This is a genomic window from Rhizobium sp. SVR5-9E (assembly GCF_056755095.1).
Window position 1 is genome coordinate 32,655 of record NZ_JBNDHS010000026.1, and the last position, 18,054, is coordinate 50,708.

The following is an 18,054-nucleotide window of genomic DNA, read 5'->3' on the forward strand; positions in this document are numbered from 1 at the left end:
TCATTTCTCCGTTTCGACCAGGCCTTTGACGAAAAGGCGCTGCATGACGATGATGATGAGGACCGGCGGCAGGGCAGCCAGGATAACGCCCGCCATGACGAGGTTCCACTGCGTGTTGCCGTCGAGGACTGCGGCCAGGCGCTTGATGCCCATCACCGCGGTGTAATAGCCGGGGTCGGTGGTGATCAGCATTGGCCAGAGATACTGGTTCCAGCCGTAGATGAAGAGAATGATGAAGAGAGCGGCGATATTGGTACGCGACAGCGGCAGCAGGATATCGACGAAGAACTTCATCGGTCCGGAGCCATCGACGCGCGCTGCCTCCATCAGTTCCTCCGGGATCGTCAGAAAGAACTGGCGGAACAGAAAGGTTGCGGTCGCCGATGCGATCAGCGGAATGATCAGACCCGGATAGGAATTCAGCATGCCGAGGTCGGCGACCACCTTGTAGGTCGGCAGGATACGCACTTCGACCGGCAGCATGAGCGTCAGGAAGATGACCCAGAACGCGGCCATGCGGAACGGGAAGCGGAAATAGACGATCGCGAAGGCGGAGAGGATCGAGATTGCGATCTTGCCGACGGCAATCATCACCGCCATCAGCAAGCTGTTTGCCAGCATCAGCGCGAAGGGTGGCGCACCGGCCACCGAGTTGCCGTTGCTGAGCAGCTGGCTGAAATTTGAAACGAGCTGATCGCCGGGAAGGAGCGGCACCAGGCCGGTCATGAAATCCGTCGAGCCGTGGGTCGCGGCGATGAAGGCGAGATAGACGGGGAAGATCACCGTTACCACGCCGACGATCAGCACGAGATGCGTGAGGAAGTTCAGAAAGGGACGGTTCTCGATCATCGCGCGGGCCTCAATACTGTACTTTTTTCTCGACCCAGCGGAACTGGATCACGGTCAGGGCGACGACGATAAGCATCAGCACGACCGATTGAGCGGCGGAAGGACCGAGGTTGAGGCCTACGAAACCATCGGCATAGACCTTGTAGACCAGCGTGTTGGTGGATTGCGAGGGGCCGCCGGAGGTGGTCGAGTCCACAACAGGGAATGTGTCGAACAGCGCATAGGTGATGTTGACGACCGCCAGAAAGAAGGTTGTCGGCGAAAGCAGCGGGAAAACCACCGTCCAGAATCGCTTGAACGGACCGGCGCCATCGATGGCGGCAGCTTCCGTCACCGATTGCGGAACGGACTGCAGGCCGGCGACGAAGAAGAGGAAATTGTAGGAAATCTGCTTCCAGGCCGAGGCGACGACGATGAGGATCATCGCATCATTGCCGTTCAGGCGGTGGTTCCAGTCATAGCCGAGATGGCGAAGGATATAGGGCAGGATGCCGATGCTGGGGTTGAACATGAACCACCAGAGAAGGCCGGCCGCGGCGGGTGCGACGGCGTAGGGCCAAACGAGCAGCGTGGTATAGAGCCTTCCGGTCTTCAGCACGCGGTTCACGCAGACGGCGAAGAGCAGCGAAAGCCCCATCGAAAGCACGGTAACGGACACCGAAAAGATCAGCGTCACCCATAGCGCATTCATGTAATCGGCGCTGCCGAAGAGCTTCGTGTAGTTGGCAAACCAAACAAAGGTCGTCTTCATGCCGAAGGGGTCTTCGCGCAGGAACGACTGGCGGAATGCCTGGAACGCAGGCCAAATGAAGAAAACAAGTGTAATCGCGAGCTGCGGCGCCAGAAGGAAATATGGCAGGACGCGGTTCAAGAAGATTGTGCGCTTTGTCTGCATGGCTCGCCCAACATGGAAAGGCCCTCCCCGGCGTGGGGAGGGCTTGGATTCAACCTCGAAGGCTTAGTTCGAGTTTGCGGCTTCGAATTCGCGCAGGATGGCGTTGCCTTCCTTGACGGCTTCATCGAGCGCCTGCTGACCGGTCTGCTTGCCGGAAAGCACGGTTTCGAGTTGCTGGTCGATGATGTCGCGGATCTGCGTCAGGTTGCCGAAGCGAACGCCCTTCGAGTTGTCGGACGGCGTGCCGCGGGTGATCTGCTTGATACCGACGTCGGAGCCCGGGTTCTTTTCGTAGTAACCCTGCGACTTGCCGAGATCGTAGGCAGCGTTGGTGATCGGCAGGTATCCGGAGAACTGGTGCCAATCAGCCTGTACTTCCGGCTGGCTGAGATAGGTGAAGAACTTGGCGGCACCCTTGTAGACTTCCGGCTTCTGGCCGTTCAATACCCAGAGGGTTGCGCCGCCGATGATCGAGTTCTTCGGATCCTTGGTCACGTCGTCGTAGTAGGGGAGCGTCGAGAAACCGACCTGGAAATTCTTGGCGTTGGCGATGACGCCTGCGCGCGAGCCCGAGGAGCCCATATAGATGGCACATTCCTGCGAATAGAACTTCGGAGCCGAGTCGGGACCGCCGCCCGGGCCGCCGTACTGGAAGTAACCGGCGTCCTGCCACTTCTTCAGGTCGTCCCAGAGACGAGCCTGGTTCGGGCCATTAAAACTAAGTTCAGCCTTGGTGCCGCCGAAGCCGTTCTGCAGCGTGCCGTAAGGCAGGTCATGAATGGCCGAGAAGTTTTCGAGACCGAGCCAGGTGGCAGCATAGGTGATGGTGAAGCCGCACTTGGCAGCGCCGGAATCGACGATCTTCTTCGAGAAGTCAGCCAGTTCGGCATAGGTCTTCGGAGCGACTTCCGGATCAAGGCCGGCCTTCTTGAAGACGTCCTTGTTGTAGTAGAGGATCGGCGTCGAGGAGTTGAACGGGAAGGACAGAATGTTGCCTTCCGGATCGGAGTAGTAGCCGACGACCGGCGCGATGAACTTCGACGGATCCCACGGCTCGCCTTCATCAGCCATCAGCTTGTAGACCGGGTAAACGGCGCCCTTGGCAGCCATCATCGTACCGGTGCCGACTTCGAAGACCTGAACGATAGCCGGCTGTTGACCTGCGCGGAACGCTGCGATCGCGGCCGTCAGGGTTTCCGGATAGGTGCCCTTGAAGACCGGCGTGACGTGGTATTCGGTCTGGCTGTCGTTGAACTTCTGGACGATCTGCTCGAGCTTCTGGCCGAGCTCGCCGCCCATGGCATGCCACCAGGTGACTTCAGTCGCGGCGAACGACGTCGACGAAGACAGTACGACCGCAGCAGCGGCCAGCGCAAACTTCTTGAACATGGATAAACCCTCTCACCAACTATTGGTGAGAGACGCAATAGAGGGCTACTGTGACGCCTCCTTAAAAGTTTCATGACAGGACCGTCACAAAATCCGGCATTTTGCACAGCTATGCAAGCCGATCAGAATGCATCTGGAAAATGCCGCGGCAGACGGCCGGGCAATACCGCTACAATATCATATCGTTGAGAGAGGCGGCTGTAATCCGGCTGGCGCGCGAGCCACAGATCACTGGCGTTCCGGATGCGTTTTTGGGCGGCGTACGAAACCGCATCTACGGCGCGTAATTCGTCGCACCGGGCCTTCACCTCGACGAAGACCGCGAGGTCGCGCTTTCGGGCAATGATATCGATCTCGCCGAGCTTCGTGCGGTAGCGGAACGCTACGATGCGATAGCCCTTCAGCATCAAAACGACCGCCGCGATATATTCCGAGATATGGCCGCGGCGTTCAGCCTTTCTCCGGCTAAGGGTTACATCCCTATCGCTCATCCCTGACCTTCATATCGAGCAGACGCTGGTAAAGTTCCTTGCGTGGCAGGCCGGTAAGCCGGGCAGCTTCAGCGGCCGCCTTGGCCGTCGGCATGGAAGTCGCAAGATTGGCGAGAATTGCCTCAACGTCCGCCTCGTCCGCCTGCTTCTCTTCCGGGGGGCCGATCACGAGCACGATCTCGCCCTTCACGTTGTCGTTTTCGGCGTAGTGCGCGGCAAGTTCCGTGAGCGTGCCTCGGCGGAACTCCTCATAGGTCTTCGTCAACTCACGGCAGACGGATGCGTTGCGGGTGGGCCCAAGCACATCGGCAGCGGCAGCCAGCGTCGCGCCGATGCGGTGCGGCGATTCAAAGAAGAGCAGCGTTGCCGGGGTGGCGGCAAGTTCCGCCAGCCGGTCGCGCCGAGCCTTGTCCTTGACGGGGAGGAACCCTGCAAACAAGAAGGCATCGTTCGGCAGACCCGAGCCGACGAGCGCGGCGAGCGGTGCGGATGCCCCTGGAACGGGAATAACACGATAGCCTGCTTCGATCGCCGCCTGCGCGAGGCGATAGCCGGGATCGGAAACGAGCGGCGTTCCGGCGTCGGAGACCAACGCGACGGACTTGCCAGCCGCAAGCGCAGCCAACAATCGCGGACCTGCCTCATCGGCATTATACTCATGATAGGCAAACGGCCGGTTGCGGATACCGTACCGATCCAGAAGAACGCGGGTCACGCGCGTGTCCTCGCAGGCAAGCACATCGGCACCCGCAAGCGTTTCCAGCGCCCGCAACGTGATATCACCGAGATTGCCGATCGGCGTAGCGACGAGATAAAGCGCCGGCTCCAGCGGGCGGGCCGGAATGGCGACGTTGTGCAAGCGATAGCCGCGGTGCCCACCGCTCTCGCTTGGCGTATCCTCATTATTCAAGTTCAAGGCCCCTTTTGCTCTTTAATCTTTATGCGCGAGGGCTTTGTCGGCGGCAAGTGTCGGGAATTCTGTGAGCATCATCGCGGAAAACCGCAATTGGAGCCCCGCTTGGCCTCGCACCCCTTGCATTCGGCCGCAAAGTTCTGCCATTTTGCCTATCCACTCCTCCGGTCCGGAGCCGAAAAGCATCTTCTGGCGCGCCTTTGTACGCCGGGACAGTAACGGTCGAAAAGCGGTAGCATCCCATGCGTATTACAATTGAGCGGTCAAACCTGTTGAAGTCGCTGAACCACGTTCACCGCGTGGTCGAACGTCGCAACACGATCCCGATCCTGTCCAATATCCTGCTGCGCGCCGATGGTCAGAACCTCGACATGAAGGCGACCGACCTCGACCTCGAAGTGACCGAAGCCACGCCCGCCAATGTCGAGCAGCCTGGCGCGACGACAGTCCCGGCGCATCTTCTTTACGACATCGTCCGCAAGCTACCGGACGGCTCGGAAGTTCTGCTTGCGACATCGACGGATGGCGGCTCGATGGCGGTCCAGTCCGGCCGCTCGAAATTTTCGCTGCAGTGCCTGCCGCAATCCGACTTCCCGGATCTGACCGCCGGCACCTTCACGCATTCGTTCAAGCTGAAGGCATCCGATCTCAAGATGCTGATCGATCGCACGCAGTTTGCGATCTCGACCGAAGAGACGCGCTATTACCTGAACGGTATCTTCTTCCACACGATCGAAAGCGGCGGCGACCTGAAGCTACGCGCGGTCGCCACCGACGGCCATCGCCTCGCGCGCGCCGATGTGAAGGCGCCCTCGGGTTCCGAAGGCATGCCGGGCATCATCATTCCTCGCAAGACGGTCGGCGAACTGCAGAAATTGGTCGACAATCCTGATGCGGTCGTCACCGTGGAAGTCTCGGACGCGAAGATCCGCCTCAGCATCGGCTCGATCGTCATGACCTCGAAGCTCATCGACGGCACTTTCCCGGACTACCAGCGCGTTATCCCGACGGGCAACGACAAGGAGATGCGTGTCGATTGCACGACATTTGCCCAAGCTGTCGATCGCGTCTCGACGATTTCCTCCGAGCGTGGCCGCGCCGTGAAGCTGGCGCTCTCCGACGGCCAGCTGCTGCTTACGGTCAACAATCCGGACTCCGGCAGTGCCACGGAAGAGGTGGCGGTGGACTACGACACCGATTCCATGGAAATCGGCTTCAACGCCAAATATCTGCTCGACATCACGGCCCAGCTTTCCGGCGATCAGGCGATCTTCCAGCTTGCCGATGCAGGCTCGCCAACGCTTATTCGCGACACCGCCGGCGACGATGCGCTCTATGTCTTGATGCCGATGCGCGTGTAATCGCGCGTCGCATTTACCGCGTGAAGTTTGCCGATTGCGACATTTGGTCTTGTTTTCGTATCCGAGGACTGCAAATAGAGAACTGACGATTTGTTTGCGTGATCGTGGAGGACGGCATGGCGTTGCGGCTGAAGGAACGGCTCGGCAAAAAGTTCGATGAGGAAATCCGCTTCTTCAAGGGCATGATGCAGGGGCCGAAAACGGTCGGCTCCATCGTTCCGACGTCCTCGATCACCGCCCGCAAGATGGCAAGCGTCGTCAACGTGAACTCCGGTCTCCCGGTTCTGGAACTCGGTCCCGGCACTGGCGCCATTACCAAGGCCATCCTCGGCCGCGGCGTGAAGCCGGAAAACCTCGTCGCTATCGAGTATTCGACCGATTTCTACGAGCATCTCGTCCGCCTCTATCCGGGCGTGCGCTTCATCAACGGCGATGCGTTCAGCCTGGACAAGACGCTGGGCGCGCTCAAGGATCAGACTTTCGATTCCGTCGTTTCGGCCGTGCCGCTTCTAAACTTCCCGATGCAGGCGCGGATCGCCCTTCTCGAAAGCCTCCTCGACCGTATGCCGGCAGGCAGGCCCGTCGTCCAGATTTCCTATGGTCCCGTCTCGCCGATCATCGCCCGGCCGGAGCGATACCATATCAAGCATTTCGATTTCATCGTCCGCAATATCCCGCCGGCCCAGCTTTGGATCTACCGCCGCAGCTGAGATGCACGGGCTTTACATCACCCATCCGCAAGTGAAGATCGACCCAGGTGTCCAGGTGTCCCAATGGGGTCTGTCGGAGACCGGCGAGGCTCGCGTCCGCACCATCGCTAGGAGCGTGTGGGCGAGGCGACTGCGCCGCATCGTTTCCAGCGACGAGACAAAAGCCATACAGACCGCAGCTATCCTTGCGCAAGCGGCGGGCGTGACGATCGAAATTGTCCCCGGCATGCACGAAAACGACCGCTCGGCGACCGGCTTCCTGCCGCCTGCGGAATTCGAGAAGGCAGCTGACTGGTTCTTCGCGCGCCCGGAAGAGAGTTTTCGAGGCTGGGAAAGGGCGATCGACGCCCAGGCCCGGATCGTCTCTGCCGTCGAGACCATTCTTGACGACCACGATCCCTCGGCACCGATCGCCTTCGTCGGCCATGGCGGTGTCGGAACGCTGCTGAAGTGCCATCTCGAGCGCCGCACGATCTCGCGCGATGGCGATCAGCCGGGCGGCGGCGGTAATCTCTACTGTTTCAGCCTTGCAGAGCGGCGCCTGTCGTGCGACTGGACACCCATCGAAGACTGGCAGGGATGGATGTGATATGAGCGCACGCGAGCGGCTGATCGTCGGGCTGGATGTTCCGACACTTGGCGAGGCGGAAAAGATCGTTTCAACGCTCGGCGACGACATTCTTTTCTACAAGATCGGCTATCAGCTCGTCTTTGCCGGCGGTCTGGAATTCGCGCGCGAACTCGCGCAGAGCGGCAAGAAGGTCTTCCTCGACATGAAGTTGCTCGATATCGACAACACGGTCGCTTCCGGCGTGGAGAACATCGTGAAGATGGGCATGTCGATGCTGACACTGCATGCCTATCCGAAGGCGATGAAAGCTGCCGTCGAGGCGGCAAAGGGCTCCGACCTCTGCCTGCTCGGCGTCACGGTTCTGACGTCCATGGACGAGCAGGACCTGATCGCTGCTGGCTATGAATACGACCCGCACACCTTGGTCCTCCGCCGCGCTGAACAGGCCCATCTAGCCGGCATGGGCGGCGTCGTGTGCTCGGCAGAAGAATCGGCTGCCGTTCGCAAGATCGTCGGCCCCGATATGGCGATCGTCACGCCCGGCATCCGCCCGGCCGGCAGCGAAAAGGGCGACCAGAAGCGCGTCATGACGCCCTCCGATGCGCTGAAGGCCGGCTCGAGCCACCTGGTCGTCGCCCGGCCGATCGTCAAAGCGTCCGATCCGCGCGAGGCGGCGCGCGCAATTCTTGCTGAGATGGACGCCGCGCTCTGACGTGTGTTGCGGCCAGCTATTGATCGAACTCATCATTTGACGGGTACACGCAAGGACGCGGTGTATTGACGCCTCCTGCAATTTGGATGAAGACAAATACAACCGTCAACCGGAGGAAAACCATGGCCAAGGGATACTGGATCGCGCGCGTCGATGTTCGCGACCCCGAGCGTTACAAGGACTATGTCGCGGCAGCAAAACCGGCCTTTGAAAAGTACGGTGCCAATTTCCTCGCCCGCGGCGGCGCAATGACTGAACTTGAAGGCAAGTCGCGCGCGCGAAACGTCGTCATCGAATTCCCTTCCATGCAGCATGCGGTCGATTGCTACAACTCGCTGGAATATCAGATCGCCGCCAAGATCCGCCAGGAAGTCGCCGACGCGGAAATGATTGTCGTCGAAGGAATCTGATCCCCTGCGTATCTTGACTTCGGGCGCATGTGGACCTTTCCGCCGCGCCCGGATTCGGCTAAAAGCTTGCCGATGAACGCATCCCATCCAAGCCTTTCGAGGAGCCTGCCATGACCCTTGCCAACCTGCCGCCGCTCGTGACCGTATTCGGAGGTTCCGGCTTCATTGGCAGGCATGTGGTAGGCGCGCTGGCAAAACGCGGCTATCGCATCCGCGTCGCTGTACGCCGGCCCGATCTTGCAGGTTTTCTGCAGCCGCTCGGAAATGTCGGCCAGATCTCTTTTGTTCAGGCGAACCTGCGTTACCGCAACTCGGTCGATCGCGCCGTCGAGGGTGCCGATTTCGTCATCAACTGCGTCGGCGTCCTTTTCGAAGCCGGCCGCAACACCTTCGACGCAGTGCAGGAATTTGGCGCACGCGCCGTGGCCGAAGCTGCCCGTGCGAGTGGCGCGAAACTCATCCATATCTCGGCGATCGGCGCCGATGCGAATTCCGATTCAAGCTATGCCCGCACCAAGGGTCGCGCAGAGGCGGCAATCCTTTCGACCGTAAGAGAAGCGGTGATTTTCCGCCCGTCGATCGTTTTCGGCCCGGAAGACGGCTTCTTCAACAAGTTCGCCGACATGGCTCGCCTTTCGCCGGTTCTTCCGCTCATCGGTGGCGGCAACACGAGGTTTCAGCCGGTTTATGTCGGGGATGTCGCCGAAGCTGTAGCTCGCGCTGTCGATGGCAAGGCTACCCCCGGGACAATCTATGAACTCGGCGGTCCGGAAGTTCTCACCTTCCGCCAGTGCATGGAGACTATGCTGAAGGTCACCATGCGCAAGAACGCGCTGGTCTCCATCCCGTTCAGCATCGCATCGCTCATGGGCAGCGTTGCGTCGCTCATCCCTCTTATCACCCCACCCATTACGGTCGACCAGGTTCGTCTGCTGAAGCGCGACAATGTCGTTTCGAACGCGGCCGAAACGGAAGGCCGCACGCTGAAAGCCCTCGACGTCACACCGACGCTGCTGGTTTCCGTGCTGCCGTCCTACCTCGTGCAATATCGCCCGCATGGCCAGTACACCGGCTCGGGGAAAGCCGCTTAACCCCCCTCCTCCAGCGTTCGAACGTCGCTTGTGCTTGGCCACGGGCGACGTTTTTCATTTGTACCGGGCGGAAAGCCTGACGCACGTTTCGCGTGTTTTCTTCAATCACGTCATGGTTGACGTTGCATAAAAGACGCATCAAAAATTTAGTGAAATTAACGGCGCATTTAGCGGGAACATTTATTGCTATTTCCTATTCCACTGACTACACACCCCGCGCGTCCTGAGACGGACTCAGCGCCTTTGGCGGCGCGCTATTTTGATTTGAGAGGCTTTATCAAATGGGCAAGTCAATCGCGCTTCTTTTTGCGTGTGCGGCACTGGTTATCCTTGCAGGCTCCTTCATTGCGCCCGGTTCGGTCGCCGCAGTGAAAGGTGGTTGCGCGCCGGCCTACGGCGTTGATCCTTGCTCGACTGCCTCCATCAACCGCTGACGGAAGACCGGCGCGTTAGTGCCGGCGTTGTTCTTGCGAGCAGAAGCGAGCAGTTCGATCAGACCTGCCTGAAGCATCTGGCTTCAAGATGCATGTTCGCCGTTTCCGGTTGTGTGTGAAGCTGATGTGATGACCGTATTCGCGCCGCGGGCTGCGCGAATACGGAAAGCGACGGGTGTCTCAGGCAATCGCCCCGGTCGCGGCCATACCGAGCAGAATGACTCCGAGAATGATGCGGTAGATCGCAAACATCGTAAATCGGTTGCTCCGGATATACGACAGCAGCCACTTCACGGCGACGAAAGCGACGACAGTGGAAACGACGAAGGCGATCCCAAGGCCCGTCCAATCCTCGTTTGCCGCTCCGCCATCCTTCAGCGTCTTCAGCAATTCGTAGGCACTCGCGGCATACATGGTCGGGATACCGACGAGAAAAGCGAATTCGGTAGCCGCGGCGCGGTTGCCCGTGCCCGCCAGCATGGCAACGAAAATCGTGGCGCCTGAGCGTGACGTTCCCGGGAAGACGCCGGCGACCACCTGGGCAATGCCGACCAAGATGGCAACGAGCCAGGTAATCTCCTTGTAAGGCGGCCGACGCGCGGCGGCCCATTCGGCAAATATCATCCAGACACCACCGATAATGAGTGCCCAGGCGATTGGCGTCGCAGTCTCAGGCAGTTCGAAGCCGAGCTTCTTGACGATCAGTCCGAGGATAGCGGTAATGAGAAATGCGACAATCAGCTTGGCAGCGTAGGAGCGGTTCCCTGGATCCCGCCAGCCGACCACGAGGCTCGCGAGACGACGCCAGTAAATGATAGTGACGGCGAGGATAGCACCCGCCTGGATAACGATATTGAACATGTCCGACCGGTGGCCGAGCCATTGCTCCGCAATGATGAGATGGCCAGTGCTCGAGATCGGTAGAAACTCGGTGATCCCCTCTATGACGCCTAGAATTATAGAGCTCATGTAGTCCATATATAGTCTCCGGTTTAAAGGTCGGTCGGACGCGAAGCGGTTACGTCGCTCGAGACGGTTCCCGTCTTCTTTAGTCAGTGGCGTGGCGAAAAAAGGCCGGTGTCCATCGGATGGGCATAAAAACTCATGTTTGCCGGCGGGGAAGGGGTAAGCTTGGTCTCCGAACCTTGATACGCGGTTGAACCGATCACGCGTTCCTATATCTTTTTTAAACTCTGATTGTTAGGAGTTTAATAAGGGAGACAATCGCCAAAACGCCAAAAAGGCAGCTGAACGGATAAATGCCAGTACTCTATCATCACCCCATCTCCACAGCCTCCCGGTTCATCCGGCTGGTACTTGCAGAATACGGTTACCAGGTCGAACTCGTGGAAGAGCAGACCTGGGACAAGCGGCGCGACTTTTTGGCGCTCAATCCGGCGGGTACCTTGCCCGTCTACGTGGACGACAGCATGCGGGCGCTGTGCGGCGCCACGGTCATCTCCGAATATCTCGACGAAACGCATGGTGTGCTGAAGCGCGACCGGCGTCTTCTTGCAGAGGACCCTTTCCAGCGAGCGGAGATCCGCCGCCTCGCCGAGTGGTTCATGCAGAAGATGGAGACGGACGTAACCCGGCCCCTGGCGCGGGAGCGGGTCTATAAGCTGCAGATGAGCGCAGATCAGGGCGGCGGCGCACCGGATTCGAAGATCCTGCGTACGGCGCGGGCGAATATACGCCAGCACATGAAATACCTGACCTGGCTTGCAGGTTCGCGGCAGTGGCTGGCAGGCGATCGCATGAGCTATGCCGATCTCGCCGCGGCCGCTTCGATATCGATCCTCGATTATCTCGGCGAGATCGACTGGACGGAATCGCCGATCGCCAAGGATTGGTACCAGCGGATGAAGTCACGGCCGTCCTTCCGTCCGCTTCTGGCCGAGCGGGTGCGCGGACTGACACCGGTCTCCCACTACGCAGACCTGGATTTCTGACGAGGGCTTCCGATGCCCGAACGGATAGCAGACGACAAGGAGCGCAAGCGCCGCGACAATCTGACCGCCTTCGTTCGCGCGGAGGCGGCAGCGTTCGGCTTCGATCTCTGTCGCATCACCCGGCCGGATTCGATTCCGGAAGCGAAAGAGCGGCTTCGCGAATTCATCGATGCCGGGCGTCACGGTACAATGGAATGGATGGCGGAGACGCAGGAGCGCCGCGCTGACCCGTTGACGCTATGGAGCGATGCAAAGTCCATCGTCGTCTTCGGCCTCAACTACGGCCCCGACGAGGATCCGCGCGATGTTCTGGAAAAGCCGGACAAGGCCGCAATCTCTGTCTATGCGCGCAATCGCGACTACCACGATGTCATCAAAGGGCGGCTCAAGGAAATCGCGACGCGCTTTGCGGCGCGGGCGGGAGCTGACGTGAAAGTCTTTGTCGATACCGCGCCGGTAATGGAGAAACCGCTCGCGGCGGCCGCCGGCCTCGGCTGGCAGGGCAAACATACCAATCTGGTCAGCCGCAGCCACGGCTCCTGGCTCTTCCTCGGCTCGATGTTCACGACAGCCGATCTCAACATAGATGAGCCGGAGCACGACCACTGTGGCTCTTGCCGGGCCTGTCTCGACATCTGTCCGACCGCAGCCTTCCCTGCGCCATACCAAATTGATGCTCGACGCTGCATCTCCTACCTGACGATCGAGCACAAAGGTCCGATCGACCCGGAATTCCGGCCGCTGATCGGCAACCGGATCTATGGCTGCGACGACTGTCTTGCGGTCTGTCCATGGAACAAGTTCGCCGCTTCGGCGTCCGAAATGAAGCTGCAGGCGCGCGACGACTTGAAAGAGCCGTCGATTGACTTTCTACTGACGCTCGACGACGCAGCGTTCCGAAGCTTCTTCAGCGGCTCGCCGATCAAGCGCATCGGTCGGGACCGCTTCATACGCAACGTTCTGATCGCGGCCGGCAATTCCGGCGACCGCGATCTTGTCGACCAATGCCGGCGGCTGGCTGTTGACGCTTCGCCTGCTGTTCGCGGCATGGCAATCTGGGCACTTTCGCGACTGATGGCGCGCGACGCGTTCGCAGCCTTTGCGGCCCAAAGGCCGGACGAGTCGGATGCCGACGTGCTTGCGGAGTGGCAATTGGTGGGGGTGGTATGATGCATGTGATGATCTTCGGCTGCGGTTATTCCGGCACAGCAATCGCCAAGGCCTTTGCAGGAGCAGATGTCCGCATTTCAGGCACGACGAGATCGGCCGACAAGGCTGAGACGCTCCGCAGCCAGGGCGTCGAAGCCTTCGTCTTCGACGGTGAAACGATCGGCAAGGAGTTGCTTCATGCCATGCAGGGCGTGACGCATCTCGTACAATCGATCGCGCCGAGAGAAGCCGGAGACCCGCTGATCAATCTTGCCAGTTGTTGGGTCGACGAAATGATGCCCGGGCTGCAGTGGATCGGCTATCTCTCGACCGTCGGCGTCTATGGCGACCACAAAGGCGGGTGGGTCACCGAGGAGACGGTCTGCGTCCCGGTTTCCGGACGATCGAAGGAACGACTTGAGGCCGAGGATGCGTGGCTGAATTTGGGCAAAGACCTCGGCATACCCGCCGCCGTATTGCGCCTCTCGGGCATTTACGGTCCGGGCCGCAATGCTTTCGTCAATTTGGATCGAGGCACTGCTCGACGTCTGATCAAGAAGGATCAGGTTTTCAATCGCATTCGCGTCGAGGATATCGGCGCGTCGGCGCGCTATCTCGCAGACCGCTCCCTCGGCGGCATTTACAATATCACGGATGACCTCCCTGGCCCGCCGCAGGATGTCATCGTCGAGGCGGCGCGCCTCATGGGCGTCGAACCGCCGCCGGAGCAGCCCTTCGAAACCGCCGAACTGACGCCGATGGCGCGCTCCTTCTATGGCGAGAACAAACGCGTTTCGAACGCAAAGTTGAAGGCCGCAGGCTTTGCTTTTGCCTTCCCGAACTATCCCATGTCGCTCGCGCAGCTGTGGCAAGGCGGCATGTGGCGGGGTTAACCTGAGTGAGTTATTCCGGCCACCCCAAAAGAGTAGAAATTTCCTACTTTCGAATTTTAGCAATCAAAATTTCGCTTCCATTTATGGTTAACGGCCTCTGAATTTGCTGAAATGAGGCAGCAAATGCGGCAAAGCCGAAAATTTATTTTTGTTACTGCGACAACATCCCGCCATGCCCGGGATGGCGAAGAAAATTCGTTCGAATTCTAACTGATTTTCTTATCTTTTTTCTACTTTTCGCATAGCCGGACCATTTTTGGGTTGTTTTCAAATAAATACCAAATGTTACAGACTGTAACAGTCCGTGATTAGGCGAGGCCCTTTTTCGCCACTTTTGCCCGGATTTAAGCCCCCACCGCCTGAAAGGGCGCAAGTTCAACAGTTGAGGGGTTATCCGTTTTGAAGAATATCAGCCGTTCTATTATCACCACCGTAGCTATTGCCGCTTCTTCTTTCATGCTTCCTGCTGAGGGATTTGCTGCAGCTGGCTGTGGCGGTGCTTCGTGGTACGCACTGCATTCCAAAACAGCGTCTGGCGAACGTATGAATCCTGCCACTTTAACTGCCGCACACCGTTCGCTCCGCTTCGGCACCAAGCTTAGAGTTACCAACCGCAACAATGGCCGCAGCGTCATCGTTCGCGTCAATGATCGCGGTCCATTCATTAGAGGCCGTGTCCTCGACCTTTCCCGTGCCGCCGCACAGAACATCGGCATGGTAAGCTCGGGCACCGCCAAGGTGTGCTACGAAGTCGTCGCCAGCGCTGGCTAAAGCGTTATAGCTGGCCAAACCGGGCCAGCGCTTGCTCTTCCCGTCAATCGCGGCTACCACGCGGTTGAGACTTGTGAGCTGTCTGCAGCGTCTGTCACGCTTCCCGCGGATCGTTCACAAGCCGAAGGCAACGGGAGACTTGTGAATGCGTTTGGGTGGCCGCCTCGAAGGGGCGATTTCGGTTCTTGCGGAGATCGATCAACGCAAGCGACCTGTCGCCGATGCGCTGAAGGACTGGGGCCTTGCGCATCGTTTCGCCGGTTCCGGCGATCGCGCCGCAATCGGCAACATCGTCTACGACGCGTTGCGCATGCGCCTTTCGCATGCTTTCCTGATGGATGATGACAGCGCGCTGGCAGCTGCCTACGCCGTCATGTTCCGCCAGTGGGGCCTTACGCCGGAAACGCTTGCCGCAGAACTCGCAGACGACAAGTTCGCACCGCCTGCCCTGCCCGATGCTTCTCTCACCGCCTTCGTTAGCCGCTCTCTTTCTTCGGCACCTTCCCATGTCCAAGGTGATATTCCCGAGTGGGTTCAAACCTCCTTCGAAACTGCCTTTGGCGATAGCTGGCTTGCCGAAGCGCAGGCTCTTGCGGCGCGTCCGACACTCGATTTGCGCGCCAATATCTTGAAGGCCAGCCGCGAAAAGGCGGTCAAGGCGCTCGAAAGAGCCGGCGCGCATGAGACGAAGATCGCACGCTACGGTATCCGGATTCCCGCCGGCGAAGGCGCCTCAAGGTTGCCGAACGTCACAGCCGAGCTTTCGTTCCAAAAAGGCTGGTTCGAAATTCAGGACGAGGGCTCGCAGATCGTTGCGGACCTCGTGTTGCCCAAGGATGGCGAGCAGGTGCTCGATTACTGCGCTGGTGGCGGCGGCAAGACGCTCGCCATGGCGGCGGCGATGCACAATAAGGGTCAGGTGCACGCCTATGACGCCGACCGCAAACGCCTTGCTCCCATCATCGAGCGCCTGAAGCGCGCCGGCACACGCAACGTTCAGGTGCATGACGACGCAAAGGCGCTTTCGAGCCTCCGCGCGCGCTGCGACAAGGTGCTCGTCGATGCGCCCTGCACGGGAACCGGAACCTGGCGCCGCCGTCCGGATACCAAGTGGCGGTTGACGGCAAGGAACCTCGACGAGCGCACCCATCAGCAGCAGGACGCGTTGAAACAGGCGAGCGCCTTCGTACGTCCGGGCGGAGAGCTCGTTTACGTGACCTGCTCGGTGCTGCCGCAGGAGAATGAGGAACAGGTGCGCCGTTTTACGGCGGAGAACCCGGAGTTCTCGATTGTCAGTGCGTTGCCCGCTTGGGACAACCTCTTCGGCAAGGATGCACCGCGGCCGCGCTCACCCGACAACGAGACCATCACCCTGACGCCGGCCTCGACCGACACCGATGGTTTCTTTTTCTGCCGGATGCAGCGGAAGGCCTAGGATCGGGGCTTAGGGTGCCTCGGGCGCACGCAGCGGATATTGATGCCGTGGCGGTATGAAGTGGTGGACCACAGCGATCGTGACCAGCAGAATACCGCCAAAAAATACGATCAGGAAAAGCGTCGGCCCGCCCAGATGCGAGCCGAAGGCCACCAGGGGCACAGCGCCGGCGGGCGGATGGGTAATCCGCAGAAGCAGCATGCCCGCGATCGACAGCCCGACAGCGATAGCCGCTGCCCACCACAGGCCGGGGAACAAGAATACTGCCAAGCCGCCGACCAGCGCCGCCAGCAGATAGCCGCCGATGACGTTGGCAGGCTGCGCGAACGCGCTTTTCGGGTGGCCGAAAAGCAGAACGGCACTGGCGCCGAACGGCGCGATCAGGAGCGGGATACCGGTCGCGACTGTAAGCGCACCCACCGAGAGCATGCCGATGACAGCTCCGACACCGGATTTCAGGTGATGGTGGGCGTGGCCCTTGGGTTCATGACGATGGAGATAATGCCGGAGATGGCGGCGCATGCAGGCGAGATCCAGATCAAGAATTAAGCAATTGCCCGTTAATAGACCAGCTCATTGCCTCTTTCCAAGCAAAGTTCTTTCGAAGCAAAGGCTTTTTCAAAAATTCCATACTTAAAACCGTTCTAAACTAGAGTATTTGACACAAGTTTAGTTTTGCGCGAAGAGGCTTTGGCAATTCAGACGGAGTTCCGTCACAGGAGAGGACCATGAAGCTCAACAAGCATTTTTGCGCCGCACTGGCGCTGGCGGCAGTGCCCCTATCCGCCACCCAGGCTTTTGGCACTGACGCTGCAGCTGTCGTCAAACATTACGCCGAAGTCGCCCATGCCAAGTACGAGGACTCGCTCACGACCGCCAAGGCGCTCGACGCGGCGGTCGACGCTTTTCTGAAAGCACCCAGCGACACGACGCTGCAGGCCGCTAAGGATGCCTGGATCAAGGCGCGCGTCCCCTACCAGCAGACGGAAGTCTATCGCTTCGGCAATCCGATCGTTGATGATTGGGAGGGCAAGGTGAACGCCTGGCCCCTGGACGAAGGATTGATCGACTATGTCGATGCGTCCTACGGCACGGAAAGCGATGAGAACTCGCTCTATGTCGCAAACGTCATCGCCAACAAAACGATCAAGATCGATGGCAAGGACGTCGATGCTTCCAAGCTGACCCCGGAATTCCTTTCGGGCACGCTGCAGGAAGCAGGCGGCGTCGAAGCGAACGTTGCCACCGGCTATCATGCCATCGAATTCCTGCTCTGGAGCCAGGACCTGCATGGCACGGGAGCGGGGGCCGGCGAACGCCCGGCAACCGACTACGACCTCAAGAATTGCACCCACGGCAATTGCGATCGCCGCGCCGACTACCTGAAGTCCGCTTCCACACTGCTCGTTTCCGACCTTCAGGAAATGACCAACAACTGGGCTCCTGATGGCGCTGCTACCAAGCATGTCGAAGAAAACCCGACGGCCGGCCTCACCGCCATCCTGACCGGCATGGGTTCGCTCTCCTATGGCGAGCTCGCCGGCGAGCGCATGAAGCTTGGCCTGTTGCTGCATGATCCGGAAGAAGAGCACGATTGCTTCTCGGACAACACCTACAATTCGCATCTCGACGACGCGATCGGCGTCGCTGCCGCCTACACCGGCGAATATACCCGCGTCGACGGCACGAAACTGACCGGCCCGTCGCTGCACGACCTCGTTGCCGCCAACGACAAGGGGCTCGACACGGAGATGACCGGCAAGCTCAACACGACGCTCGATGCCATGCATGCAATGGCAAAGCGCGGCGAGACCGTCGAGAAATACGATCAGATGATCGCCGAGGGCAACAAGGAAGGCAACGCCACCGTCCAGGCGGCCATCGATGGCCTGATTGACCAGACGAAGTCGATCCAGCGCGTGATTGCTGCACTCAACCTCGGTACGGTGCAGCTTGAAGGTTCCGACAGCCTGGACAATCCTAACGCTGTTTTCCAATAAGCAAAGGCGGGCCGTCCTGAAGCAGGGC

20 protein-coding genes are annotated in these 18,054 nt (G+C 59.6%); 13 read left to right on the top strand and 7 right to left on the bottom strand.

Annotated elements, in window-relative coordinates:
• The 5 genes from ugpE to rsmI form a co-directional block, all read right to left on the bottom strand.
• Window positions 1–849, bottom strand: coding sequence for a sn-glycerol-3-phosphate ABC transporter permease UgpE (ugpE, locus tag ACPYOJ_RS14480; RefSeq protein WP_168828019.1), 849 nt, complete (start codon window positions 847–849; stop codon window positions 1–3).
• Between the two features lie 10 nt (window positions 850–859).
• Window positions 860–1,744 (bottom strand): sn-glycerol-3-phosphate ABC transporter permease UgpA, encoded by an 885-nt coding sequence (gene ugpA, locus ACPYOJ_RS14485; RefSeq protein ID WP_481416870.1) that lies wholly within the window; start codon window positions 1,742–1,744, stop codon window positions 860–862.
• Window positions 1,745–1,807: 63 nt separating this feature from the next.
• Window positions 1,808–3,133: a sn-glycerol-3-phosphate ABC transporter substrate-binding protein UgpB gene (gene ugpB, locus ACPYOJ_RS14490; protein ID WP_168828017.1), complete on the bottom strand. Its 1,326-nt coding sequence runs from the start codon at window positions 3,131–3,133 to the stop codon at window positions 1,808–1,810.
• 122 nt (window positions 3,134–3,255) lie between these two features.
• A complete protein-coding gene (locus tag ACPYOJ_RS14495; protein ID WP_481416871.1) occupies window positions 3,256–3,624 on the bottom strand; it encodes a YraN family protein in 369 nt (122 codons plus the stop codon).
• Window positions 3,614–4,534: a 16S rRNA (cytidine(1402)-2'-O)-methyltransferase gene (rsmI, locus tag ACPYOJ_RS14500; RefSeq protein ID WP_481416900.1), complete on the bottom strand. Its 921-nt coding sequence runs from the start codon at window positions 4,532–4,534 to the stop codon at window positions 3,614–3,616. Before rsmI ends, ACPYOJ_RS14495 begins: the two co-directional genes overlap by 11 nt.
• Before the next feature lie 245 nt (window positions 4,535–4,779).
• Here rsmI and dnaN point away from each other — a divergent pair, with 245 nt between their 5' ends.
• From dnaN to ACPYOJ_RS14535, 7 genes are all read left to right on the top strand, one after another.
• A complete protein-coding gene (dnaN, locus tag ACPYOJ_RS14505) occupies window positions 4,780–5,898 on the top strand; it encodes a DNA polymerase III subunit beta (protein ID WP_481416872.1) in 1,119 nt (372 codons plus the stop codon).
• Window positions 5,899–6,014: 116 nt separating this feature from the next.
• Window positions 6,015–6,608, top strand: coding sequence for a phospholipid N-methyltransferase PmtA (pmtA, locus tag ACPYOJ_RS14510; protein ID WP_481416873.1), 594 nt, complete (start codon window positions 6,015–6,017; stop codon window positions 6,606–6,608).
• 1 nt (window position 6,609) lies between these two features.
• On the top strand, window positions 6,610–7,197 hold the full coding sequence (locus ACPYOJ_RS14515; RefSeq protein WP_481416874.1) for a histidine phosphatase family protein: 588 nt from the start codon (window positions 6,610–6,612) through the stop codon (window positions 7,195–7,197).
• Window position 7,198: 1 nt separating this feature from the next.
• The gene (gene pyrF, locus ACPYOJ_RS14520; protein WP_481416875.1) at window positions 7,199–7,891 is read left to right on the top strand and encodes an orotidine-5'-phosphate decarboxylase; all 693 of its coding nucleotides are present in this window, start codon (window positions 7,199–7,201) and stop codon (window positions 7,889–7,891) included.
• Window positions 7,892–8,013: 122 nt separating this feature from the next.
• The gene (locus ACPYOJ_RS14525; protein WP_481416876.1) at window positions 8,014–8,301 is read left to right on the top strand and encodes a DUF1330 domain-containing protein; all 288 of its coding nucleotides are present in this window, start codon (window positions 8,014–8,016) and stop codon (window positions 8,299–8,301) included.
• Between the two features lie 110 nt (window positions 8,302–8,411).
• A complete protein-coding gene (locus tag ACPYOJ_RS14530; RefSeq protein WP_481416877.1) occupies window positions 8,412–9,392 on the top strand; it encodes a complex I NDUFA9 subunit family protein in 981 nt (326 codons plus the stop codon).
• A 281-nt stretch (window positions 9,393–9,673) separates the two neighbouring features.
• The gene (locus tag ACPYOJ_RS14535; protein ID WP_168828009.1) at window positions 9,674–9,826 is read left to right on the top strand and encodes a hypothetical protein; all 153 of its coding nucleotides are present in this window, start codon (window positions 9,674–9,676) and stop codon (window positions 9,824–9,826) included.
• A 180-nt stretch (window positions 9,827–10,006) separates the two neighbouring features.
• Here the strand turns inward: ACPYOJ_RS14535 and ACPYOJ_RS14540 are convergent, their stop codons facing one another.
• Window positions 10,007–10,804, bottom strand: a complete 798-nt coding sequence (locus ACPYOJ_RS14540; protein ID WP_168828008.1) for an undecaprenyl-diphosphate phosphatase — start codon at window positions 10,802–10,804, stop codon at window positions 10,007–10,009.
• A 281-nt stretch (window positions 10,805–11,085) separates the two neighbouring features.
• Between ACPYOJ_RS14540 and ACPYOJ_RS14545 the strand changes: the two genes are divergently transcribed.
• From ACPYOJ_RS14545 to ACPYOJ_RS14565, 5 genes are all read left to right on the top strand, one after another.
• Window positions 11,086–11,778, top strand: a complete 693-nt coding sequence (locus tag ACPYOJ_RS14545; RefSeq protein WP_168828007.1) for a glutathione S-transferase family protein — start codon at window positions 11,086–11,088, stop codon at window positions 11,776–11,778.
• A 12-nt stretch (window positions 11,779–11,790) separates the two neighbouring features.
• Window positions 11,791–12,948: a tRNA epoxyqueuosine(34) reductase QueG gene (queG, locus tag ACPYOJ_RS14550; RefSeq protein ID WP_481416878.1), complete on the top strand. Its 1,158-nt coding sequence runs from the start codon at window positions 11,791–11,793 to the stop codon at window positions 12,946–12,948.
• Complete coding sequence (locus ACPYOJ_RS14555) at window positions 12,948–13,820, top strand: SDR family oxidoreductase (RefSeq protein ID WP_481416879.1); 873 nt, start codon at window positions 12,948–12,950, stop codon at window positions 13,818–13,820. The genes queG and ACPYOJ_RS14555 overlap by 1 nt, the downstream gene beginning before the upstream one ends.
• Before the next feature lie 399 nt (window positions 13,821–14,219).
• On the top strand, window positions 14,220–14,591 hold the full coding sequence (locus tag ACPYOJ_RS14560) for a septal ring lytic transglycosylase RlpA family protein (protein WP_168828004.1): 372 nt from the start codon (window positions 14,220–14,222) through the stop codon (window positions 14,589–14,591).
• Between the two features lie 145 nt (window positions 14,592–14,736).
• On the top strand, window positions 14,737–16,026 hold the full coding sequence (locus tag ACPYOJ_RS14565) for an RsmB/NOP family class I SAM-dependent RNA methyltransferase (protein WP_481416880.1): 1,290 nt from the start codon (window positions 14,737–14,739) through the stop codon (window positions 16,024–16,026).
• Window positions 16,027–16,035: 9 nt separating this feature from the next.
• Here the strand turns inward: ACPYOJ_RS14565 and ACPYOJ_RS14570 are convergent, their stop codons facing one another.
• Window positions 16,036–16,548 (bottom strand): HPP family protein, encoded by a 513-nt coding sequence (locus ACPYOJ_RS14570; RefSeq protein ID WP_481416881.1) that lies wholly within the window; start codon window positions 16,546–16,548, stop codon window positions 16,036–16,038.
• A 206-nt stretch (window positions 16,549–16,754) separates the two neighbouring features.
• On the opposite strand from ACPYOJ_RS14570, the gene ACPYOJ_RS14575 reads away from it, so the two are divergent.
• Complete coding sequence (locus ACPYOJ_RS14575; RefSeq protein ID WP_481416882.1) at window positions 16,755–18,026, top strand: imelysin family protein; 1,272 nt, start codon at window positions 16,755–16,757, stop codon at window positions 18,024–18,026.
• Window positions 18,027–18,054: the final 28 nt, after the last annotated feature.

Bases quoted from the DNA above. Each gene is read 5' to 3' on its own strand.
- ugpE (WP_168828019.1), bottom strand. From the start codon at position 849: ATGATCGAGAACCGTCCCTTTCTGAACTTCCTCACGCATCTCGTGCTG.
- ugpA (WP_481416870.1), bottom strand. From the start codon at position 1,744: ATGCAGACAAAGCGCACAATCTTCTTGAACCGCGTCCTGCCATATTTC.
- ugpB (WP_168828017.1), bottom strand. From the start codon at position 3,133: ATGTTCAAGAAGTTTGCGCTGGCCGCTGCTGCGGTCGTACTGTCTTCG.
- ACPYOJ_RS14495 (WP_481416871.1), bottom strand. From the start codon at position 3,624: ATGAGCGATAGGGATGTAACCCTTAGCCGGAGAAAGGCTGAACGCCGC.
- dnaN (WP_481416872.1), top strand. From the start codon at position 4,780: ATGCGTATTACAATTGAGCGGTCAAACCTGTTGAAGTCGCTGAACCAC.
- pmtA (WP_481416873.1), top strand. From the start codon at position 6,015: ATGGCGTTGCGGCTGAAGGAACGGCTCGGCAAAAAGTTCGATGAGGAA.
- ACPYOJ_RS14515 (WP_481416874.1), top strand. From the start codon at position 6,610: ATGCACGGGCTTTACATCACCCATCCGCAAGTGAAGATCGACCCAGGT.
- pyrF (WP_481416875.1), top strand. From the start codon at position 7,199: ATGAGCGCACGCGAGCGGCTGATCGTCGGGCTGGATGTTCCGACACTT.
- ACPYOJ_RS14525 (WP_481416876.1), top strand. From the start codon at position 8,014: ATGGCCAAGGGATACTGGATCGCGCGCGTCGATGTTCGCGACCCCGAG.
- ACPYOJ_RS14530 (WP_481416877.1), top strand. From the start codon at position 8,412: ATGACCCTTGCCAACCTGCCGCCGCTCGTGACCGTATTCGGAGGTTCC.
- ACPYOJ_RS14535 (WP_168828009.1), top strand. From the start codon at position 9,674: ATGGGCAAGTCAATCGCGCTTCTTTTTGCGTGTGCGGCACTGGTTATC.
- ACPYOJ_RS14540 (WP_168828008.1), bottom strand. From the start codon at position 10,804: ATGGACTACATGAGCTCTATAATTCTAGGCGTCATAGAGGGGATCACC.
- ACPYOJ_RS14545 (WP_168828007.1), top strand. From the start codon at position 11,086: ATGCCAGTACTCTATCATCACCCCATCTCCACAGCCTCCCGGTTCATC.
- queG (WP_481416878.1), top strand. From the start codon at position 11,791: ATGCCCGAACGGATAGCAGACGACAAGGAGCGCAAGCGCCGCGACAAT.
- ACPYOJ_RS14555 (WP_481416879.1), top strand. From the start codon at position 12,948: ATGCATGTGATGATCTTCGGCTGCGGTTATTCCGGCACAGCAATCGCC.
- ACPYOJ_RS14565 (WP_481416880.1), top strand. From the start codon at position 14,737: ATGCGTTTGGGTGGCCGCCTCGAAGGGGCGATTTCGGTTCTTGCGGAG.
- ACPYOJ_RS14570 (WP_481416881.1), bottom strand. From the start codon at position 16,548: ATGCGCCGCCATCTCCGGCATTATCTCCATCGTCATGAACCCAAGGGC.
- ACPYOJ_RS14575 (WP_481416882.1), top strand. From the start codon at position 16,755: ATGAAGCTCAACAAGCATTTTTGCGCCGCACTGGCGCTGGCGGCAGTG.